Annotated in this window: 17 protein-coding genes and 1 tRNA gene; 12 read left to right on the top strand and 6 right to left on the bottom strand. The window is 34.3% G+C overall.

The features are described 5' to 3' along the window. Nucleotides 1-4: 4 nt before the first annotated feature. Entirely contained in the window at nucleotides 5-475 is a 471-nt protein-coding gene (locus tag QMG91_RS02645; protein WP_004401265.1) for an RDD family protein, read from the bottom strand. 332 nt (nucleotides 476-807) lie between these two features. Between QMG91_RS02645 and QMG91_RS02640 the strand changes: the two genes are divergently transcribed. From QMG91_RS02640 to QMG91_RS02630, 3 genes are all read left to right on the top strand, one after another. Further along, a tRNA-Leu gene (locus QMG91_RS02640) sits at nucleotides 808-892 on the top strand. Between the two features lie 129 nt (nucleotides 893-1021). Next, entirely contained in the window at nucleotides 1022-1216 is a 195-nt protein-coding gene (locus tag QMG91_RS02635) for a hypothetical protein (protein WP_281870161.1), read from the top strand. A gap of 78 nt (nucleotides 1217-1294) precedes the next feature. Beyond that, nucleotides 1295-2329 (top strand): hypothetical protein, encoded by a 1035-nt coding sequence (locus tag QMG91_RS02630; RefSeq protein WP_281870160.1) that lies wholly within the window; start codon nucleotides 1295-1297, stop codon nucleotides 2327-2329. On the opposite strand, the gene yhdJ is transcribed toward QMG91_RS02630, so the two are convergent. Beyond that, entirely contained in the window at nucleotides 2321-3208 is an 888-nt protein-coding gene (gene yhdJ, locus QMG91_RS02625) for an adenine-specific DNA-methyltransferase (RefSeq protein WP_281870158.1), read from the bottom strand. The genes QMG91_RS02630 and yhdJ overlap by 9 nt on opposite strands. A gap of 312 nt (nucleotides 3209-3520) precedes the next feature. On the opposite strand from yhdJ, the gene QMG91_RS02620 reads away from it, so the two are divergent. The 3 genes from QMG91_RS02620 to QMG91_RS02610 are packed head-to-tail and all read left to right on the top strand — an operon-like array spanning nucleotide 3521 to nucleotide 6119. Then, nucleotides 3521-4276 (top strand): hypothetical protein, encoded by a 756-nt coding sequence (locus QMG91_RS02620; protein WP_281870157.1) that lies wholly within the window; start codon nucleotides 3521-3523, stop codon nucleotides 4274-4276. Between the two features lie 14 nt (nucleotides 4277-4290). Next, complete coding sequence (locus tag QMG91_RS02615; protein ID WP_281870156.1) at nucleotides 4291-5583, top strand: relaxase/mobilization nuclease domain-containing protein; 1293 nt, start codon at nucleotides 4291-4293, stop codon at nucleotides 5581-5583. Nucleotides 5584-5633: 50 nt separating this feature from the next. After that, a complete protein-coding gene (locus QMG91_RS02610; protein WP_281870155.1) occupies nucleotides 5634-6119 on the top strand; it encodes a hypothetical protein in 486 nt (161 codons plus the stop codon). Between the two features lie 269 nt (nucleotides 6120-6388). On the opposite strand, the gene QMG91_RS02605 is transcribed toward QMG91_RS02610, so the two are convergent. Beyond that, nucleotides 6389-6520: a hypothetical protein gene (locus QMG91_RS02605; RefSeq protein ID WP_281870154.1), complete on the bottom strand. Its 132-nt coding sequence runs from the start codon at nucleotides 6518-6520 to the stop codon at nucleotides 6389-6391. 72 nt (nucleotides 6521-6592) lie between these two features. Continuing rightward, nucleotides 6593-6958, bottom strand: a complete 366-nt coding sequence (locus QMG91_RS02600) for a hypothetical protein (protein ID WP_281870153.1) — start codon at nucleotides 6956-6958, stop codon at nucleotides 6593-6595. 1087 nt (nucleotides 6959-8045) lie between these two features. Here QMG91_RS02600 and QMG91_RS02595 point away from each other — a divergent pair. From QMG91_RS02595 to QMG91_RS02575, 5 genes are all read left to right on the top strand, one after another. Next, entirely contained in the window at nucleotides 8046-8921 is an 876-nt protein-coding gene (locus QMG91_RS02595; RefSeq protein WP_281870152.1) for a hypothetical protein, read from the top strand. Beyond that, the gene (locus QMG91_RS02590; RefSeq protein WP_281870150.1) at nucleotides 8915-9043 is read left to right on the top strand and encodes a hypothetical protein; all 129 of its coding nucleotides are present in this window, start codon (nucleotides 8915-8917) and stop codon (nucleotides 9041-9043) included. Before QMG91_RS02595 ends, QMG91_RS02590 begins: the two co-directional genes overlap by 7 nt. Before the next feature lie 627 nt (nucleotides 9044-9670). Then, nucleotides 9671-9994: a hypothetical protein gene (locus QMG91_RS02585; protein WP_281870149.1), complete on the top strand. Its 324-nt coding sequence runs from the start codon at nucleotides 9671-9673 to the stop codon at nucleotides 9992-9994. A gap of 2 nt (nucleotides 9995-9996) precedes the next feature. Further along, a complete protein-coding gene (locus QMG91_RS02580; RefSeq protein WP_281870148.1) occupies nucleotides 9997-10533 on the top strand; it encodes a hypothetical protein in 537 nt (178 codons plus the stop codon). 10 nt (nucleotides 10534-10543) lie between these two features. Beyond that, nucleotides 10544-10789, top strand: coding sequence for a hypothetical protein (locus tag QMG91_RS02575; RefSeq protein ID WP_225488519.1), 246 nt, complete (start codon nucleotides 10544-10546; stop codon nucleotides 10787-10789). 74 nt (nucleotides 10790-10863) lie between these two features. Here QMG91_RS02575 and QMG91_RS02570 read toward each other — a convergent pair whose 3' ends face one another. Beyond that, nucleotides 10864-12066, bottom strand: a complete 1203-nt coding sequence (locus QMG91_RS02570; RefSeq protein WP_281870146.1) for a site-specific integrase — start codon at nucleotides 12064-12066, stop codon at nucleotides 10864-10866. 406 nt (nucleotides 12067-12472) lie between these two features. Between QMG91_RS02570 and QMG91_RS02565 the strand changes: the two genes are divergently transcribed. After that, nucleotides 12473-13288 (top strand): hypothetical protein, encoded by an 816-nt coding sequence (locus QMG91_RS02565; RefSeq protein WP_281828687.1) that lies wholly within the window; start codon nucleotides 12473-12475, stop codon nucleotides 13286-13288. Here the strand turns inward: QMG91_RS02565 and QMG91_RS02560 are convergent. Then, nucleotides 13285-14295 (bottom strand): DNA cytosine methyltransferase, encoded by a 1011-nt coding sequence (locus tag QMG91_RS02560; protein ID WP_281828684.1) that lies wholly within the window; start codon nucleotides 14293-14295, stop codon nucleotides 13285-13287. The genes QMG91_RS02565 and QMG91_RS02560 overlap by 4 nt on opposite strands. Nucleotides 14296-14373: the final 78 nt, after the last annotated feature.

Here is a 14373-nt window from a genome sequence, read left to right as displayed (position 1 = left end):
TTTTTTAATTCGCTTTAGGTAACACTACCACTTGGGTTTTTGCCCATATATCATGAAATCCACGTTTCTTGGGGTCAAATGGCACGGTTAAGTTCGCTAACCCAAATCCCGAGGTGGCAACTCGAATCAAAGCTTGCGTAAAGGAAATGGTTGAACCATCTTCATTTTGAACTCGCAGTTTCCACGCTCGCATTCCTAATGTTTGCCCAGCCCTTGTCCAGAAAAACACAATAAACCCAATCCATACGAGCGCTAAATAGCCTGTGTAAAACGCACTCCAAACCGGATGATTCGTCAGTAAATCACTAGCATCAACGTAACTCCCATAACTCATCATTCCAGCCGCGTTCAATGCAAAAATAACTGCAATCACGAGACCGCCCGCCATCATTTCTATGGCCAGAATAATCAACGCGTCATACATTAGTGCACCTAATCTTCGGAACAAACCTGCGGGTTTTGTTTGAATAGACATATTTCTCACATGGGTAATGGATTGGAAAGCGACAGAATATAAACTTGTTTACCAATATGTAAGTGACAGAGCGCACAGCTCAGGGACTTATGCTGAAATAATCGCCAAACGAATGGTTTTTAAAGATTTAACACTTGCGCCACTCTAAGTCATACGTATAATGCCAATCATCAAAGGGCAACAGCCCAAAGATGCCGGTGTGGTGAAATTGGTATACACGACGGATTCAAAATGCGTTGCGTATGACTGAAAATTACTATAAACTGGTTATAAATCAATAATATATGTTGATTTTAACTCTATTCAAAAAGTTGTATAGAGTTGTATAAATTGGCTGCGTGTTGGAATTGGTAGACAAAGGGGATTCAAAATCCCCCGCCGAAAGGCGTGGCGGTTCGAGTCCGCCCGCAGCTACCACATTATAAGAAGTCGCTCTTGTAGCGGCTTTTTTGCGTTTTAAGCATACAAATCCGAAGATTTGTTAGACCCTTCAAACATTCAAAACACGTTTTGAAGTTCTCAGTGCCACAGTATAAGGATTTACTAATGAAACTAGACTTTGATAGACAGCAAGGTTTCTTTGAAAATTTGAGTGAAGACGAGAAGCTAGAAATCTTGTTCGAAGACCGAAAAAATATGAAACGTTACATAACAGCTTTAAAAATGACTCTGCGAAACAGAGGTATTGAAGATTTTGAGCAAGAAGCCTTTGACAGTTATCAGATACTTAAAAACCTTTAATCACACTCGCAATTACTAGTTGGTCCTTCGTACTCGACTATGGCATATTAAACCTTTTAAAATTAGAGGTTTAATGAAATGGCACTTTTCATTGACGAGATTGCGGAACAATACAACATAGACAAAGACAGTTTAGTCTATGAATACATAGTCCATAAAACTAAGGCTCATGACCGAGGTAGTAAAGCAAGGCGTTCATTGGGCAATTTGTATGCCCTGTATGTGCTTTGTGAGGCATACGTAAACGGTTATAAAGACGGTTCAAGGTTTACTGACTTGTTGGCTAGAATGAAATCTTTACCATTTGGCTCAAAGCTGCAAAATCACCCACTCGACAACAGGCTAAATAATGAGGTAGAACGAAAATGCAAAGTTGCTGACAAGTTTCTACCCGTCCAAGAAGGTGTTGCTGGTGGAATGAAAGCCAGAAAAATTTCTGAGGAGTTTCTTTCTCAGGGAGGAAACAACCCTGAGAACGCAGCAAATTTCATTCTAGATGTTGTTAATGAATACATAGAAATTATCAATACACAGCAAAATGAATACCTTGAAGAGATTGAAGAATCTGAAACTGATCAAGAAATTTACAATACAATTGTAAAAGCGTTTGCTTATGAGTCAGATGCAAGACTCTTTGAAATCGTGTCTCACGCTATACTTTACGTATACTACAAGTCAAAAGTTGCATACGTAGGCGATAGCCCACAAACGATCACTGCACAGCCTTTAACTCTATACAAAACAGGTCGAACAAACGCTAATGACGGTGGTATCGACTTTGTCCTCAAACCTTATGGTCGCTTCTATCAAGTAACAGAGACGTTAGACTTTAAGAAATACTTCTTAGACTTAGACAAAATGAATAGATTTGCTATCACTTTTGTCATTAAGACGGATAAGACCGTAAGCGAAGTATTAGATAAGATTCGCCAAGATGCGAATAAGGCAATGGATACAAGCCTAGTAGAGCATTATATGGGGCTATTTGAAGAAGTTATCACGCTTAATGAACTTAACGGAGCATTAAATGAAGTATTACAGTCTGGCCAACAATCAGAGCTGAAACAGACTGTAATTGATAACTATAAGCTAGAATATGGAATGCTAGATTAAGTCTGGTTGAACAGCTTCTGCTGAATCTTGTTCGGGCTTTGTTTTAGTCCGAACTTTTTTTGAAGTGTTAGTTGTTTTTCTTTTCTTTACTTTTTCAAGTTCTTCTTGTGTGTAGTGTGACGGAACGTCTACACGTCTCAACCCCATTTTTACGTATTCTGGATTGATTTCAATACCGATACTTCTACGATTTAAGCGTTTGGCTACTGCACACGTAGAGAAACTACCAGAGAACGGATCTAACACAATATCATCTTCATTTGAAGAAGCTTTGATTACACGCTCTAAAAGAATTTCTGGCTTTTGAGTTGGGTGGTTTTCGTATTCTTCCATTTTGAAGCGAACACGAGGGAACTCCCAGACGTTACCAGGCACTTTTTTGGTGTTGTAAGGTTGAGGCGGGTTCTTGCGGTAGTCCATTAACTGACGTTTTGCGCCTGTTTTAGCTTCAACCATAATATCTTCATAGTTAAACGTGTAAGACTTACCTTTCGTTAACATAAGAATTGGTTCATAGAGAGAGCCATAGTAGCGTTTTGCTTGAACGCCTGAGCTATCGTATGACCACACTATACGGCTTGTAACATTGAATTTAGTTCGGCAGTAGATATCCAAGAATGGCATATTTTCAGTGCTATTCATTAGATAGAAAGTGCCGTTTTTAGCGAGCACACGGTGGCATTCGTCGATCCATTGGTAAGCCCAGTCAAGAAAATCTTGCTCGCTCCAATCTTCTTTCAAACCGTCAAAGTCCTTACCAATGTTGTAAGGTGGATCGGCAAAGATAAGATCTACTGAGTTATCAGGTAGTTGTTTCAAGTTTTCTAGGACGTCACCTTGATAAATGGTGTGTCTTTTGTCGTCAGTTGTAAAAATCATATGGTACTAGAGCCTCCAAGTAGGTTTGCATTATACCATCGTCATTTTAAAATTGTATGGCCTCATTGATGCATACGAATTTTATACCGTGTTAAATATTAAATATCCTTTAAATAAATCAAATCAATTAAAAAATCTGATTTCATAATTTTGAGTTCTCAAAAATTAAGATATAGTAATAAATATAGTTGTGAAAACTGAATAGAAACAAGTTGGAGTATCGCCCTTCGGTCCATACACTTGTTCTGCGAAGCTAGATTTAAAAATACAATCTGACGATTATATTTTTTAAATTAAAACACAACTTGATAGTTGTATTTTTTTGGAAAGATTAAAAATGAGGAAAAAGAAGCAAATAACATTACGAGAAAAGCAAACAATCAAAAGCTTGAAGAAATTACGAAGTTTCACGTTGAACGAAATTTAAAACTTGCTGAATGTGTTTTGAACACTGAAAAACGTCTATTTATCAATATGACGTTCGACACAATTAGACAAGTTCAAAAAACTTTGAATTTTATAAACACTTATTACAATCACAACGTCAACGATCTAAAATCAATATTTAATAAAGTCGTTCTTCACTATTGCGATTTGTCAGAATATCAAGACAGTTCATTATCTGATTTTTCAAAATCGAATAACAAAAAATTTATTGAGTTTTCAGTTCTTGAAAAAAGAGTTTACGACTTTGAGAAAAAAGAACTAGAAAACTTTAAAGGTCGTTTGTCTAACCTTGATTTTCTTCATTTATTTATTACAAAAAATACAACGACAGTAAACTTTAAAAAATCAGATTCATTTAAAAAAGCTGAACAACTTTCAGATCGTTATAGTCGTATAGCTGACAAGAACAGATCAAAAATAGTGATCAAAGTTTCACAAAACAAAACGAATTTTGATCACGAATTAGTAAAAGCGATTAAATCAAGTTCAAAACTAAATTCATACTTTAACTCATTCGATTTTGAAGAGTTCAAAGCTGATTTTATTACTTACTGTAAAACTCTTTTAAGTCATAAAAACCAAACTTCTGATCTCTCAATTCAACAAGTCGAAATTGAGTAAGCGAAGGGTGATTTATGATTATAAAAATTCAGCACAACGGCAGCAATACCAACGATTTAAAAGCGGTTTGTAACTACATTTCAAACCCGAAAAACGAGCACGATTCTGATCGCTGTGAAATGCTTGCAACGTCAAGAAATGATATAAACAAGAGCTTTAAAAATGAAGCTCTTCAAAGCTTTATGTTAGACCTTGAAACTAATCATTCAATGCACTTGAACCAAGAAAAGAAAAAATCTCAAAACAAGTTTTTGTATGACCATATCGAAATTTCGTTTCACGCTGACGACTGGAAAAACCGCACAAATCAAGAAATGTTGGACATTGCAAAAGAAGGTTTAAGCGGATTTATAAAAGATTTTGAAGATAAAGATTTTTTGTATACTTTACATAGTGATACAGAAAATAAACACTTTCATTTTATTGTCCCAAGAGTATCAAATTCTCTGAGTTATGATCACGCTTGGCAGTCAAAAAACAGGTCTAGAAAAATAGCTGAACAACTAGAAGATAAACACAACCTAGTTAAAACAAACCGCCAAGATTCTTCACCACAAGATCCAGCGAACAAGCTACAAGCCATATCTAAAAAAGCCTTTAACGCTAACGATTTAGAAGCATCGGCAAAGCTAGAAGAACTGGCAGCGCAAAGAGCAAAAGAACTTGAAAAGAATCCGTTTGAGTTTATGCGCAAACAAATCGTTTACGCAGCAAAAAACGCAAAGAACAAAACACACTTTTTCAAGTTGCTAGACAAGCACAACATTCAAGTAAAACCGAGCTTCAAACAAGGCTCAGACGAACAAAAAGAAATCCGTGGATTTTCTTTTGAAATGCGCAATAAACAAGGTGAAGTAATCGCAGCGTCAAGCGGTTCAAAGCTAAATAGAAAGCTATTGACTAAAAGCGCACTGGAAAGCCGTTTTAAGGGCATAACTAGCCAAATCATACAGAGACAAGAGCAAAAGCAAACAACGTCTAAAACAGTTAAAAACAACGCTCAGACAGTAAAACAAGCGGCTTCAACGTCTAACAAGTCAGTCAAAAAGCCGTCAAGCTCTCACGTTTCAAATCTACCAAAAAAATCAAATGAGGTTGATAAGTTTGTAGACGCTGAAACCAAAAAAATTCAACAATATCAGAAACAAATGATGGATTACTATGACGAGGTTGAAGCGAAAAAACGAGCTGAACAGAATGAGAATAAAGACGGGATTTTCAAGCTTTTCGTTGACGACTACCGAGAGCTAAAGGAGAAAGAAAATTTAAAACAAGCACGAGCTAACAAGAGCTTGAAAAAGCACTAATTGAAGAGTCTAGTTTTATTAGTGAAGAACCAAAAAAACCAATAAAATCAATGAAAAAAGCGATTGATTTAGACAATAAAAAATCGGTCGGTTGGTTTTCAAATCTCACAAAACCGACAGAAGAAAAGTATCAAGAAATGCTTGAAAAGGGTTTTGATTTGACCACCTCCAAGCTTCCAAAGTCTTGGAGCAGTAAGGAAAACGCTTATAAAATCACTAACTTTTTAAGTGACAATAAAGACTTGTTAGGTCAAAAAGAAAAAGAACATTTATTCAATAACTTAAAGCAAAATCAAGCTTCTGAAGAGATCCTTTCAAGAGCTTATAAAGAGTTTGAACCGACTGACGAAGCACAGAAAAAAGAGCGTGATAGGTTGCTCAACAAGTTTAAAAATCAAAGTAATGACTTAGCTAGTCAATTTAAATCTGCAAATAAAAGACCGCTTCACGATAAAAACAAACAAGTTTCAACGTCTATTTTGAAGAAGAAGAAAGACAAGAAGAACAAAAGAAATAAACTTGAAAATACGGCATAAAAAGAACTCGTTCTGAGTTCTTTTTTAACATTCGTCTTCTGGTATGTTGTGAAAATCACAATAGTATATAAACTTTCTGGTTGTAATAGTCTGTTTTTCAACTACAGTTTCGTCAAAACTTTCTGAATTATCAGAGTAAAGTGAATATATATCTTTCGTTCTTTCTTGATCTTGCTTGCAGTCGATTGGAATTTGAACAACATTTGAGTTTAAGACAATACAATCATATTCATTTCCTGTGTTTTTCCAGGCTGTTAAACTCTTTTCAATCACACCAACTTTTTTTCAACTACTGTTTTTATTGCTTGTGATTTCTCAATTTTTACAAGACTAACAAATTGACTTGCATTTGTAGAAATTGAAATTACTGATAATGTTAAAGCTAATATTGATTTTTTCATTATTTCTCCTTTATTTATATAACCATAATTATTTTCTCATCAAAAATTGAATAATACAAATTATTTTATTTTCTAGAATTCTAATTCATTTAATAATTCTTCTTCTGATTTTTCATTTTCAAAAATCGTTTCAGACTCTTTCATAAAATCAATTTCTGGACGTTTTAAAGCCTCTTGCCAAGCGTCTAGACGATTGAAACCCGTTTCTTCGCTCTCTGTGCTTTCTGGTGCGTTTTCTGTTGCTTCCTCTGCTGCTGGCTGCGCTTCTGCTTTCGCTGTAACTTCTGATTTTTCGTGTTGTTCTACTGCCTTCAATGAATAACTAAAACAATAATCCTTATATTCAAAATTAAATCCATTTTTTTCATTTCTCAAAATGTTCATTATTAATTTTTTTGACTCTTTTCTTTCGCTTTTATTAGATTGTTTTAAGTTCATTATGTTAAAAATTGTTCTTATATTAATTTTGTAATTATGTTTACTCGTTCTTAGTCTCGAACCTGTGATCGTTAAAAAAAGACTTAATTCACTTCTACACTTTATAATGTCGTAAATGTTAAAATAAGTGTCAATTTCTGATTTATCTTGATTTGGTTTTATTAGATCATTATGTTCAACGATTGAATATGTAATTTCTTTTTTGCTGATAGAATTGATCAAAATTTTGTTTGAAGTTTTTAATTCGTTTAAGTATTCAAGAAAAAGTCAAAACCTTTTTTTGAGTTGTTAAAGAGTCTTTTTATTTTACTAACCTTGATTTTATAGTGTCTAAGTATGAATACTGAGCATTTCCGATCAATATAAAGAAAAGCTTTTTGGCGGTTAGTGAAATATCACTGTAATATTCGTTATAAGTGTTATCTTCTGTGCTCTGAATGGTTGTAGATCTTGGTGTTCTTACTTTATATATTTTAGACATTAAAAAAGTCTCCTTAAAAAAATTAATAGAGACTCACTAAATGGTATTGACAAAAATTAATACTCAAGTTATTTTATTTATAGTTATCTGGTCGAATATTTAACTACTAATAAAAAGGTCTGTCTCCTTTGCTTTCAAAAAATAGAGTGCTTGTTAAGTGCTCTTTTTTCTTTTCTAACTATACGAATATCATTAAAATAAATTAATTCAAGTCTAATTATAAAAATAATTGTATTCAATATCGTCGCACCTCCGACTTACTCCCCCTTGAATGCCGACTTACTCCCCCTATAATACCGACTTACTCCCCCTATAATAAGAGACTTTATAATAAGAGACTTTATATATAGATAGTGAAACTCGTTCACTTTGAGATGTGTCTATTCTCCTTCGTCGAAAATGTTTGTGCGTAGAAAAAACTCTATGGAGTTTTTGACGCTTGTATTAAATCGCAAGCTCATATTCTGAAATTGCAATTTTTAAACCTTTTATCTATTGACAAAAATAAACATTCTAGATCTAAAAACTTTGATGTTTTTATATTCGTGCTTCTATGTAGTTATAAGTTAAGTCTTTTTACTTCAACAACAAAAGAGAGGTGAACAAATGAAATCATTTATATACAATTCAAATATGAATGAATTAGAATTACTGAAATTACTAACTCAATTCATAATCTACAATTTAAACAAATCAAAAAACTCAACTGAGTTTTTCAAGACTCTTAAAAAATCAAACATTCAACCAATCCTAGACAAGAATAAAAATCTAGTGTTTAACGTCAAAAACGACAAGGACAAGTTTATTAAGTCTTTCAGTCTCGACGACTTCAACAGTCCAGACATTACAAAAAAGAGCTTTATAGAGCGATTTAGAGACTTTTTCGAAAGTCTAGAACTACTACACGCAGACAGCGAGCGAAACCCAAAACAGGCAAAAATCAGAAGCTCAAAACTTTTAAAATGGAAAGACGAACACGGAAACACATATTTTTATCTTGATAATGACAAAAATAACTTTGTTTTTAAACAATTTGTGAATGGTCAAATGGTCTGTAAGTCAGATAGTAAAAGTCTTGATTTAATGACAAAAGAGCAAGTTAAAAACGGCTGGCAATCAGTTCAAGTAAGTTCAAATAATAAAGAGTATATTAAGAATAAAATTAAATACTGGTATAAGCATAAAAAAACAGCTTCAATCACTGACATTTCACTTTCTGAAAACAGTAGTTTTGAAGGTTTAACGCTTAACGAGCTTAAAGAAGCTCTTGGAGATCGCAAGCTTAACGATTTTGAAATTCAACACGTTAAAAACTATTTTCTTTCTGATCAAGTTTCAGCTCAAGAACTCAAAGAAAATTTTGGTATGTCGTTAGAAAAGTCTTGTAGCTTCGAAGCTTCAAACGATCCAGTTTTAAATCCGAACGAGCCAGAACCAACAAACAAAAAGCCACGTAAGAAAAGGAATTTAAAACTATGGTAGAAACAAAATTTTTTGATTGGAAAGGCGAAGAACAACGAGTAATTGAAGAACTTAAAAAGGAAATAGAAAGTAATCAATCAAAACAAAAAAATGAAGAACCTAAACCAAAAAACACAACTTAAAAAAGTTGTGTTTTTTTGATTACTTAGTTTATGTTTACTTGTTACAAAATCATTTTATTTCTAAAACTTCATTCCTTAAAGATTTTATTGTTAAGTAATCTGATATTATTTATATATTGTTTGTTTTAATAATTCAATATATAATTTAATTTTTCAAACTTATTTTTATCTATATCTATGCGTAGCGTCAAGCATTTCTTCACAACGTCTTATATCACCGCTTCTCAACCCATAATAATTACGCTTATTAAAGGATAACCAACTGCTTGATTTATTCGTGAAAGGGTTGTTTGGATAACCATAAAAACAACTCGTGAAAATTTTTCCTTCATTATAAGTTGTTGAAAAATAATAAATATTACTATACTTGTTTCCTTTAATTTTCTTAATCTGTGTATGTGTCTTCGCAGTTGTAAAAAACGCAGTAAAACAACACAGAACAAGACATATTATTTTAATTTTCATTTTTAAAACCTCTTTTAAAACAATGTTTTTATACTTAATTACACCATCTATTTTAATGTTGTCAAATATTGTTCCAATATTGGAACTTATTTATTGTTCCAAACTTGACACTTATTTTAGGCGTGTTATATGTGTATTAATGCTTTAATAAAGGAGAGGAAAATGAATGAAAAAATAACTTATTTAGCACCAAGATTACAAAAATTAGTAATAATGTTTTTTAACTCAAGGGCATCAAAAAGAGATCTCGAAACCTTATATTTTTTATATCAATTAGCCCTTGATAATAAGAGCGCAATAATTACTTTTGACATTAAAGAGATAGAAGAAATATCAATAGATTACTTCTATAACTTCACAACAAAACCAAACTTTTATAGAAGCTTAACAAGGTTAGAAGATTCTTCAATAATAGAAGTAATAAAAGAGAATGGTTATATAAGAATATTTTTTAATGAAGATTCTTTAGAAGAATTGGAGGAGTAAAAATGAAAGATCAAAAACTTGACAAATATAGACAAGAAGAAGTTGACCGTATCAAAGGGCATATAGAATATTATGAAGATAAAATTTCAAATCTTTACAAAAAAGGCTTTGAACTCTCAAAAGAAGTTTTTGACGAATACAAAGAACTGATTAAAAATATTGACGAAAATAATAAAATCGATGTGAATGATATATTAGATTTTAATCTCGAAGATATAGAGTTGCTGATTGGAGATGTAAATTATGTACAAGATGATATAAACTTTTATCAAGGTAAAATCGAAGATTATGAAAAAGAAATTGAAGAAATAAAAAACAAAAAAGTTTTTAAAGAAGGACTAACTTTTGAAGAATATAAAGAATTCCTTGAAAGCTACATAGAATACAAAGAAGAGCAAATAGAAGAATTGAAGAAAAAAGAAGAAAACTTTGAACAATGGGACGCTATGGAGAAACAACTATCTTTCGAAACATTAGCGGAATTAAGAGAACAACTTAAAGAATACAAAGACGAATACAACTTACTATATGGAATATAAAGGAGAAAAAATGAGTAGATATTTAAAAAAACTTAAAGAGAAAAAAGAAGAGTTAGAACAAAAATTAAAAACCGATAGAGATCGACTGGAGAAACAAAAGGAAAATCTTAAATATATGAAAGAGATTAAATCTGAAGAACATTTAATCAAAGAGTGTGAAAGTCTTATTAACTTATTGGATTATTGGAATGACCAAGACGAAAGTAGAATATTATCTATGGAAAGAGACATTGAAGAAGAAGAAAGGGGGTTATGATAGCCCCTTTTTCTTTTAATCAGGAGGTTTTTCAGAACAGGAGAAAACTTGTTTTCGACTTAAACAACTCTTAACTAAAAAGTAAAAATTGGATTTTTATTTGAACTGTCAAGTTGATTAATATTCTTAGAGTCTTTCAATCTCGAATGATTGTAATGATTTTGTATCATTTCTAAACTGTTACCGACTTGTAGAGCGATTAAGTGCATAAAATCACGGCCTGATCCATTCGTCAGTTGTTTAGTAATGTATGTATGTCTACAACTGTAAAGCGTGTATTTAGTGTCTATAATCTTTAACTTAATCATTTTCTTGATTAACTGATCGAACAGTTTACAAAAATCGCAAATCTTGCCGTGTGAACTTGAAAAAACTGCTTCTTCACTACGATTTTTGACTAGATAATCTTTTGTAATGTCATTGTTTGACTTTGTGATTTTAAGCAGTTCAACCAATGCTTTAACCGCTTTTTTGTTTACGAATGCATCACGATTTTTATAGCTTGTTTTACCGCCTGTAATCTTTACAAACACTCGTTTTTTCTTGTCTGCTGTCTCTTCTTTAATATCCTTAAACGTTATACTGTTCATTTCTTCACCTGTGCGTATACCTGTTTCTAGTAGAAATTCGAAGACGTGGGGAAGAATGCTTCTGTATTCGTGTGAAATTGGTTTTAATCCGCTTTGCTCTAACCAGATTTCGTTTTGCATAAAGTCTTTAATTTTCTTTAAATCAGCTTCTGCAAAGTCAACGCCTATCTGCATTTGTGCTGTTTTAATTTCTTTCGGCAAAGTCGGATAATCTTGCTTTTTAAGCTTTCCTTCTTCTTCTAAGTAGTTGAACAAGCGAGTAAAACAAGATCGATTAATCGTTTTTCTCGTTTTTGAAAACTCACGACTTTCAAAGTATAAACGTATGTTTTTAGTAGTCAGTTCACTTATAGATTTACGTTTAAAAAATGGAATTATAAAGTTTCTGTAAACTAGTTTGTAATCGTGATAAATGTCTTTTTGGGGCTTTTTCTGATCTAGTTCTTCAATGATTGACTTACACGCTTGTTCAACCGTTAGTTCTTTGGTTTTTAAAATCTCAATGCCAGCTTTCGCCATACCTTCAAGCTCAAACTTCAACGCCCAGGCTTTTGTTGTCGCTTCGTCGAGATCAGAAGTTGATAATGTTCTACGAATTTCTTTGCTTTGAACACGTAAACGCACGTAGTATGAATTAGTGTGATTTTGTCTATAAATAGCCATTCCTTTGCATAATTTTTGATACATAAACAGCTCTCTTTTGTTCAAAGTTGTATAAATAGTTGTATATAGCATTATCGTATTGACTCTAAGTATATGACTATAAGAGTGGTTTTGTCTAACGCTTTGAGTTCAAAATCCGTTGCCTTCGGGCGTGGCGGTTCAAGTCCGCCCACCGGTACCATATTTAGAAAGGTCGCTTTTATAGCGACCTTTCGTCGTTTTAGAATTCCTAAAACTCCAAAGTGACGTAAACCACATTCAAAAAGTTTCCCCTTACCTACTTACTGCAAAGAAAAACCGTACCCTATCAATTACCGAATTAGATCTGGCAACTCGCAATTTTTTGAATCCATTGATAGTTTTGCCTACAAAATAATCACTCATATGCATAATACCCTCACCAAATCACGCTGAGTTGTTCAGGGAAAATATGTCTAAGAAAACCGATAAGTTTGAAAGAGATGTCGCAAGTAGTGTCACTGTTGGGGAATCACTGCCTAATGAGATTCCGAAGTGGATGCTGGACATTGGCATAAAACCCGGAGCAAAAGTCACCTCAGTTGATGCTCAAGGAGCACAAGGCGGAAAGACCGACATTCTCATTAAATTAAGCGAAGGTAGCCCAATTAAAATCTCAGCCAAAATGAGCAGTGCAGATTACTTTGGTAACTGGTATTCGCACAGCCGGATTTTAAGAGACTTTGGTGTCAGAGCGTTTGAAAACCTCACCAAAGACTGTACTAAATGGGCGAATGAATGGGTAAAAAGCCCAACAGCTTCTTTTTTTGTAGGTGTGAGCATTTGTTTTGGTAAACGATCTGGTAAAACGGCGCGAGAGTTTACTGAAGTATTTGACTACAAAGACATCGTCAAGATTGTTGCTGGCACAGGGGAAGGCAACTCTGTCGCCAATTGTCTGCTGGTTAGTAACAAGGTTCCAAACAATCTTATTGATCTGATTACAAAGCTTAAACCCATCAATAATGAAGTGATACAGACGCTGAGCCGAAACTTTAAAGTCGTTTACCGACCAATCAACCCGAAAACCGAAGGCAGTAATCGCAGTAAATGTACTTACACCCAGTTTCGCCCTAAAAAACGTCTGAATAAGATGACACAGGTCGACACTCTTGATGAGCTCGTTAAGCTTGGTAGATTTGAGGTCATCCAGCCTAACGGACTCAATCACAACCGCCTGATCGAGAACTTGAAAGCGTTTAACATTAATATTCCAAAAAAACGCTAAGCTGCTTTAAACGATTCAATAGCGCCTGCTTCGGCAAGCGCTTCTTTTATGCTTTCAGCCAATGCTGCTGCAAAGTTCACCGCAACCGCATTACCTATCATCTTGTATCCTGCCCCAAGATCGCTGTAGATAAACTCAAATGAATCAGGGAAACCTTGGATACGAGCACACTCTCGCACACTTAATCTTCGATAGTCGTGACCTTCGACAAACACAAACTTATCGGTCTCCAGCTTATGCATTTTTGGCGCACCTGGATGCAAAGGAGCATGACGACCGCCTGCCTGAATCGTAAAAGAAGGTTCGTCCCAGGAGCGTACCCGGTTTCGACTCATGTACATACTAGAAAACCCGCCAGTCATGTATTCATGATTAGGAATGGAAGCGTCAGGGTTGGGTTTGGATTTCGAAATAGCGGGCACTTCCAGACCATCCAAGTCTTTCAGACAGTCTTTCAATGCGGGCTTGTATTCTTGAGGCTGTGGAAAGTGATATTCCACATTCAAATCTGAGCGAAAACCAATAAAAATAACGCGCTTTCTGTCTTGAGGAACATCGTAATCGGCGGCGTTCAGTAACTTAAAGTGCAAATCATAGCCAGCTTCACGAAACGTCTCTTTGATGTTTTCTAATGCCTGCTTGTGCCTTGGTGCCAGCATGCCACTGACGTTCTCCGCTAAAAAGAACTTGGGTTTCTTGTCTGTCAGAATACGAATAAATTCATAGAAAAGCTGACCACGATGATCATCAATTCCACGCTTACTGCCAGCTTCACTCCAGCTCTGACACGGCGGTCCACCAATTATGCCATCACAATCCGGCACATCTTCACTCTCGATATTAACAATGCTTCGGCGGTCTAACTGAGTATCAGGATGGTTATGTTCATAAGTTGCCCAGATCTGCTTGTCGAACTCATTGGCAAATGGAATGCTGAATCCCGCTTTTTCAAAGCCTAGATCTAACCCACCAGCTCCGCTAAAAAAAGAAGCGACTGTTAATTTCATTGATGCTCTCGTTTGGTTTACGTCATGAAAAGATTAAAGCACTTTACTGTATATAGAGTCAGTAAAAAGGCTGGGGAT

Origin of the sequence: Vibrio nigripulchritudo (assembly GCF_027924785.1) — a bacterium.
GTDB classification, from domain to species: domain Bacteria; phylum Pseudomonadota; class Gammaproteobacteria; order Enterobacterales; family Vibrionaceae; genus Vibrio; species Vibrio nigripulchritudo.
This window is presented reverse-complemented; position numbering and strand designations above follow the sequence as displayed.

Excerpts from the sequence above, each read along its gene's own strand:
- QMG91_RS02645 (WP_004401265.1), bottom strand. The coding sequence starts at position 475 with ATGTCTATTCAAACAAAACCCGCAGGTTTGTTCCGAAGATTAGGTGCA.
- QMG91_RS02635 (WP_281870161.1), top strand. The coding sequence starts at position 1,022 with ATGAAACTAGACTTTGATAGACAGCAAGGTTTCTTTGAAAATTTGAGT.
- QMG91_RS02630 (WP_281870160.1), top strand. The coding sequence starts at position 1,295 with ATGGCACTTTTCATTGACGAGATTGCGGAACAATACAACATAGACAAA.
- yhdJ (WP_281870158.1), bottom strand. The coding sequence starts at position 3,208 with ATGATTTTTACAACTGACGACAAAAGACACACCATTTATCAAGGTGAC.
- QMG91_RS02615 (WP_281870156.1), top strand. The coding sequence starts at position 4,291 with ATGATTATAAAAATTCAGCACAACGGCAGCAATACCAACGATTTAAAA.
- QMG91_RS02610 (WP_281870155.1), top strand. The coding sequence starts at position 5,634 with ATGAAAAAAGCGATTGATTTAGACAATAAAAAATCGGTCGGTTGGTTT.
- QMG91_RS02605 (WP_281870154.1), bottom strand. The coding sequence starts at position 6,520 with ATGAAAAAATCAATATTAGCTTTAACATTATCAGTAATTTCAATTTCT.
- QMG91_RS02600 (WP_281870153.1), bottom strand. The coding sequence starts at position 6,958 with ATGAACTTAAAACAATCTAATAAAAGCGAAAGAAAAGAGTCAAAAAAA.
- QMG91_RS02595 (WP_281870152.1), top strand. The coding sequence starts at position 8,046 with ATGAAATCATTTATATACAATTCAAATATGAATGAATTAGAATTACTG.
- QMG91_RS02590 (WP_281870150.1), top strand. The coding sequence starts at position 8,915 with ATGGTAGAAACAAAATTTTTTGATTGGAAAGGCGAAGAACAACGAGTA.
- QMG91_RS02585 (WP_281870149.1), top strand. The coding sequence starts at position 9,671 with ATGAATGAAAAAATAACTTATTTAGCACCAAGATTACAAAAATTAGTA.
- QMG91_RS02580 (WP_281870148.1), top strand. The coding sequence starts at position 9,997 with ATGAAAGATCAAAAACTTGACAAATATAGACAAGAAGAAGTTGACCGT.
- QMG91_RS02575 (WP_225488519.1), top strand. The coding sequence starts at position 10,544 with ATGAGTAGATATTTAAAAAAACTTAAAGAGAAAAAAGAAGAGTTAGAA.
- QMG91_RS02570 (WP_281870146.1), bottom strand. The coding sequence starts at position 12,066 with ATGTATCAAAAATTATGCAAAGGAATGGCTATTTATAGACAAAATCAC.
- QMG91_RS02565 (WP_281828687.1), top strand. The coding sequence starts at position 12,473 with ATGTCTAAGAAAACCGATAAGTTTGAAAGAGATGTCGCAAGTAGTGTC.
- QMG91_RS02560 (WP_281828684.1), bottom strand. The coding sequence starts at position 14,295 with ATGAAATTAACAGTCGCTTCTTTTTTTAGCGGAGCTGGTGGGTTAGAT.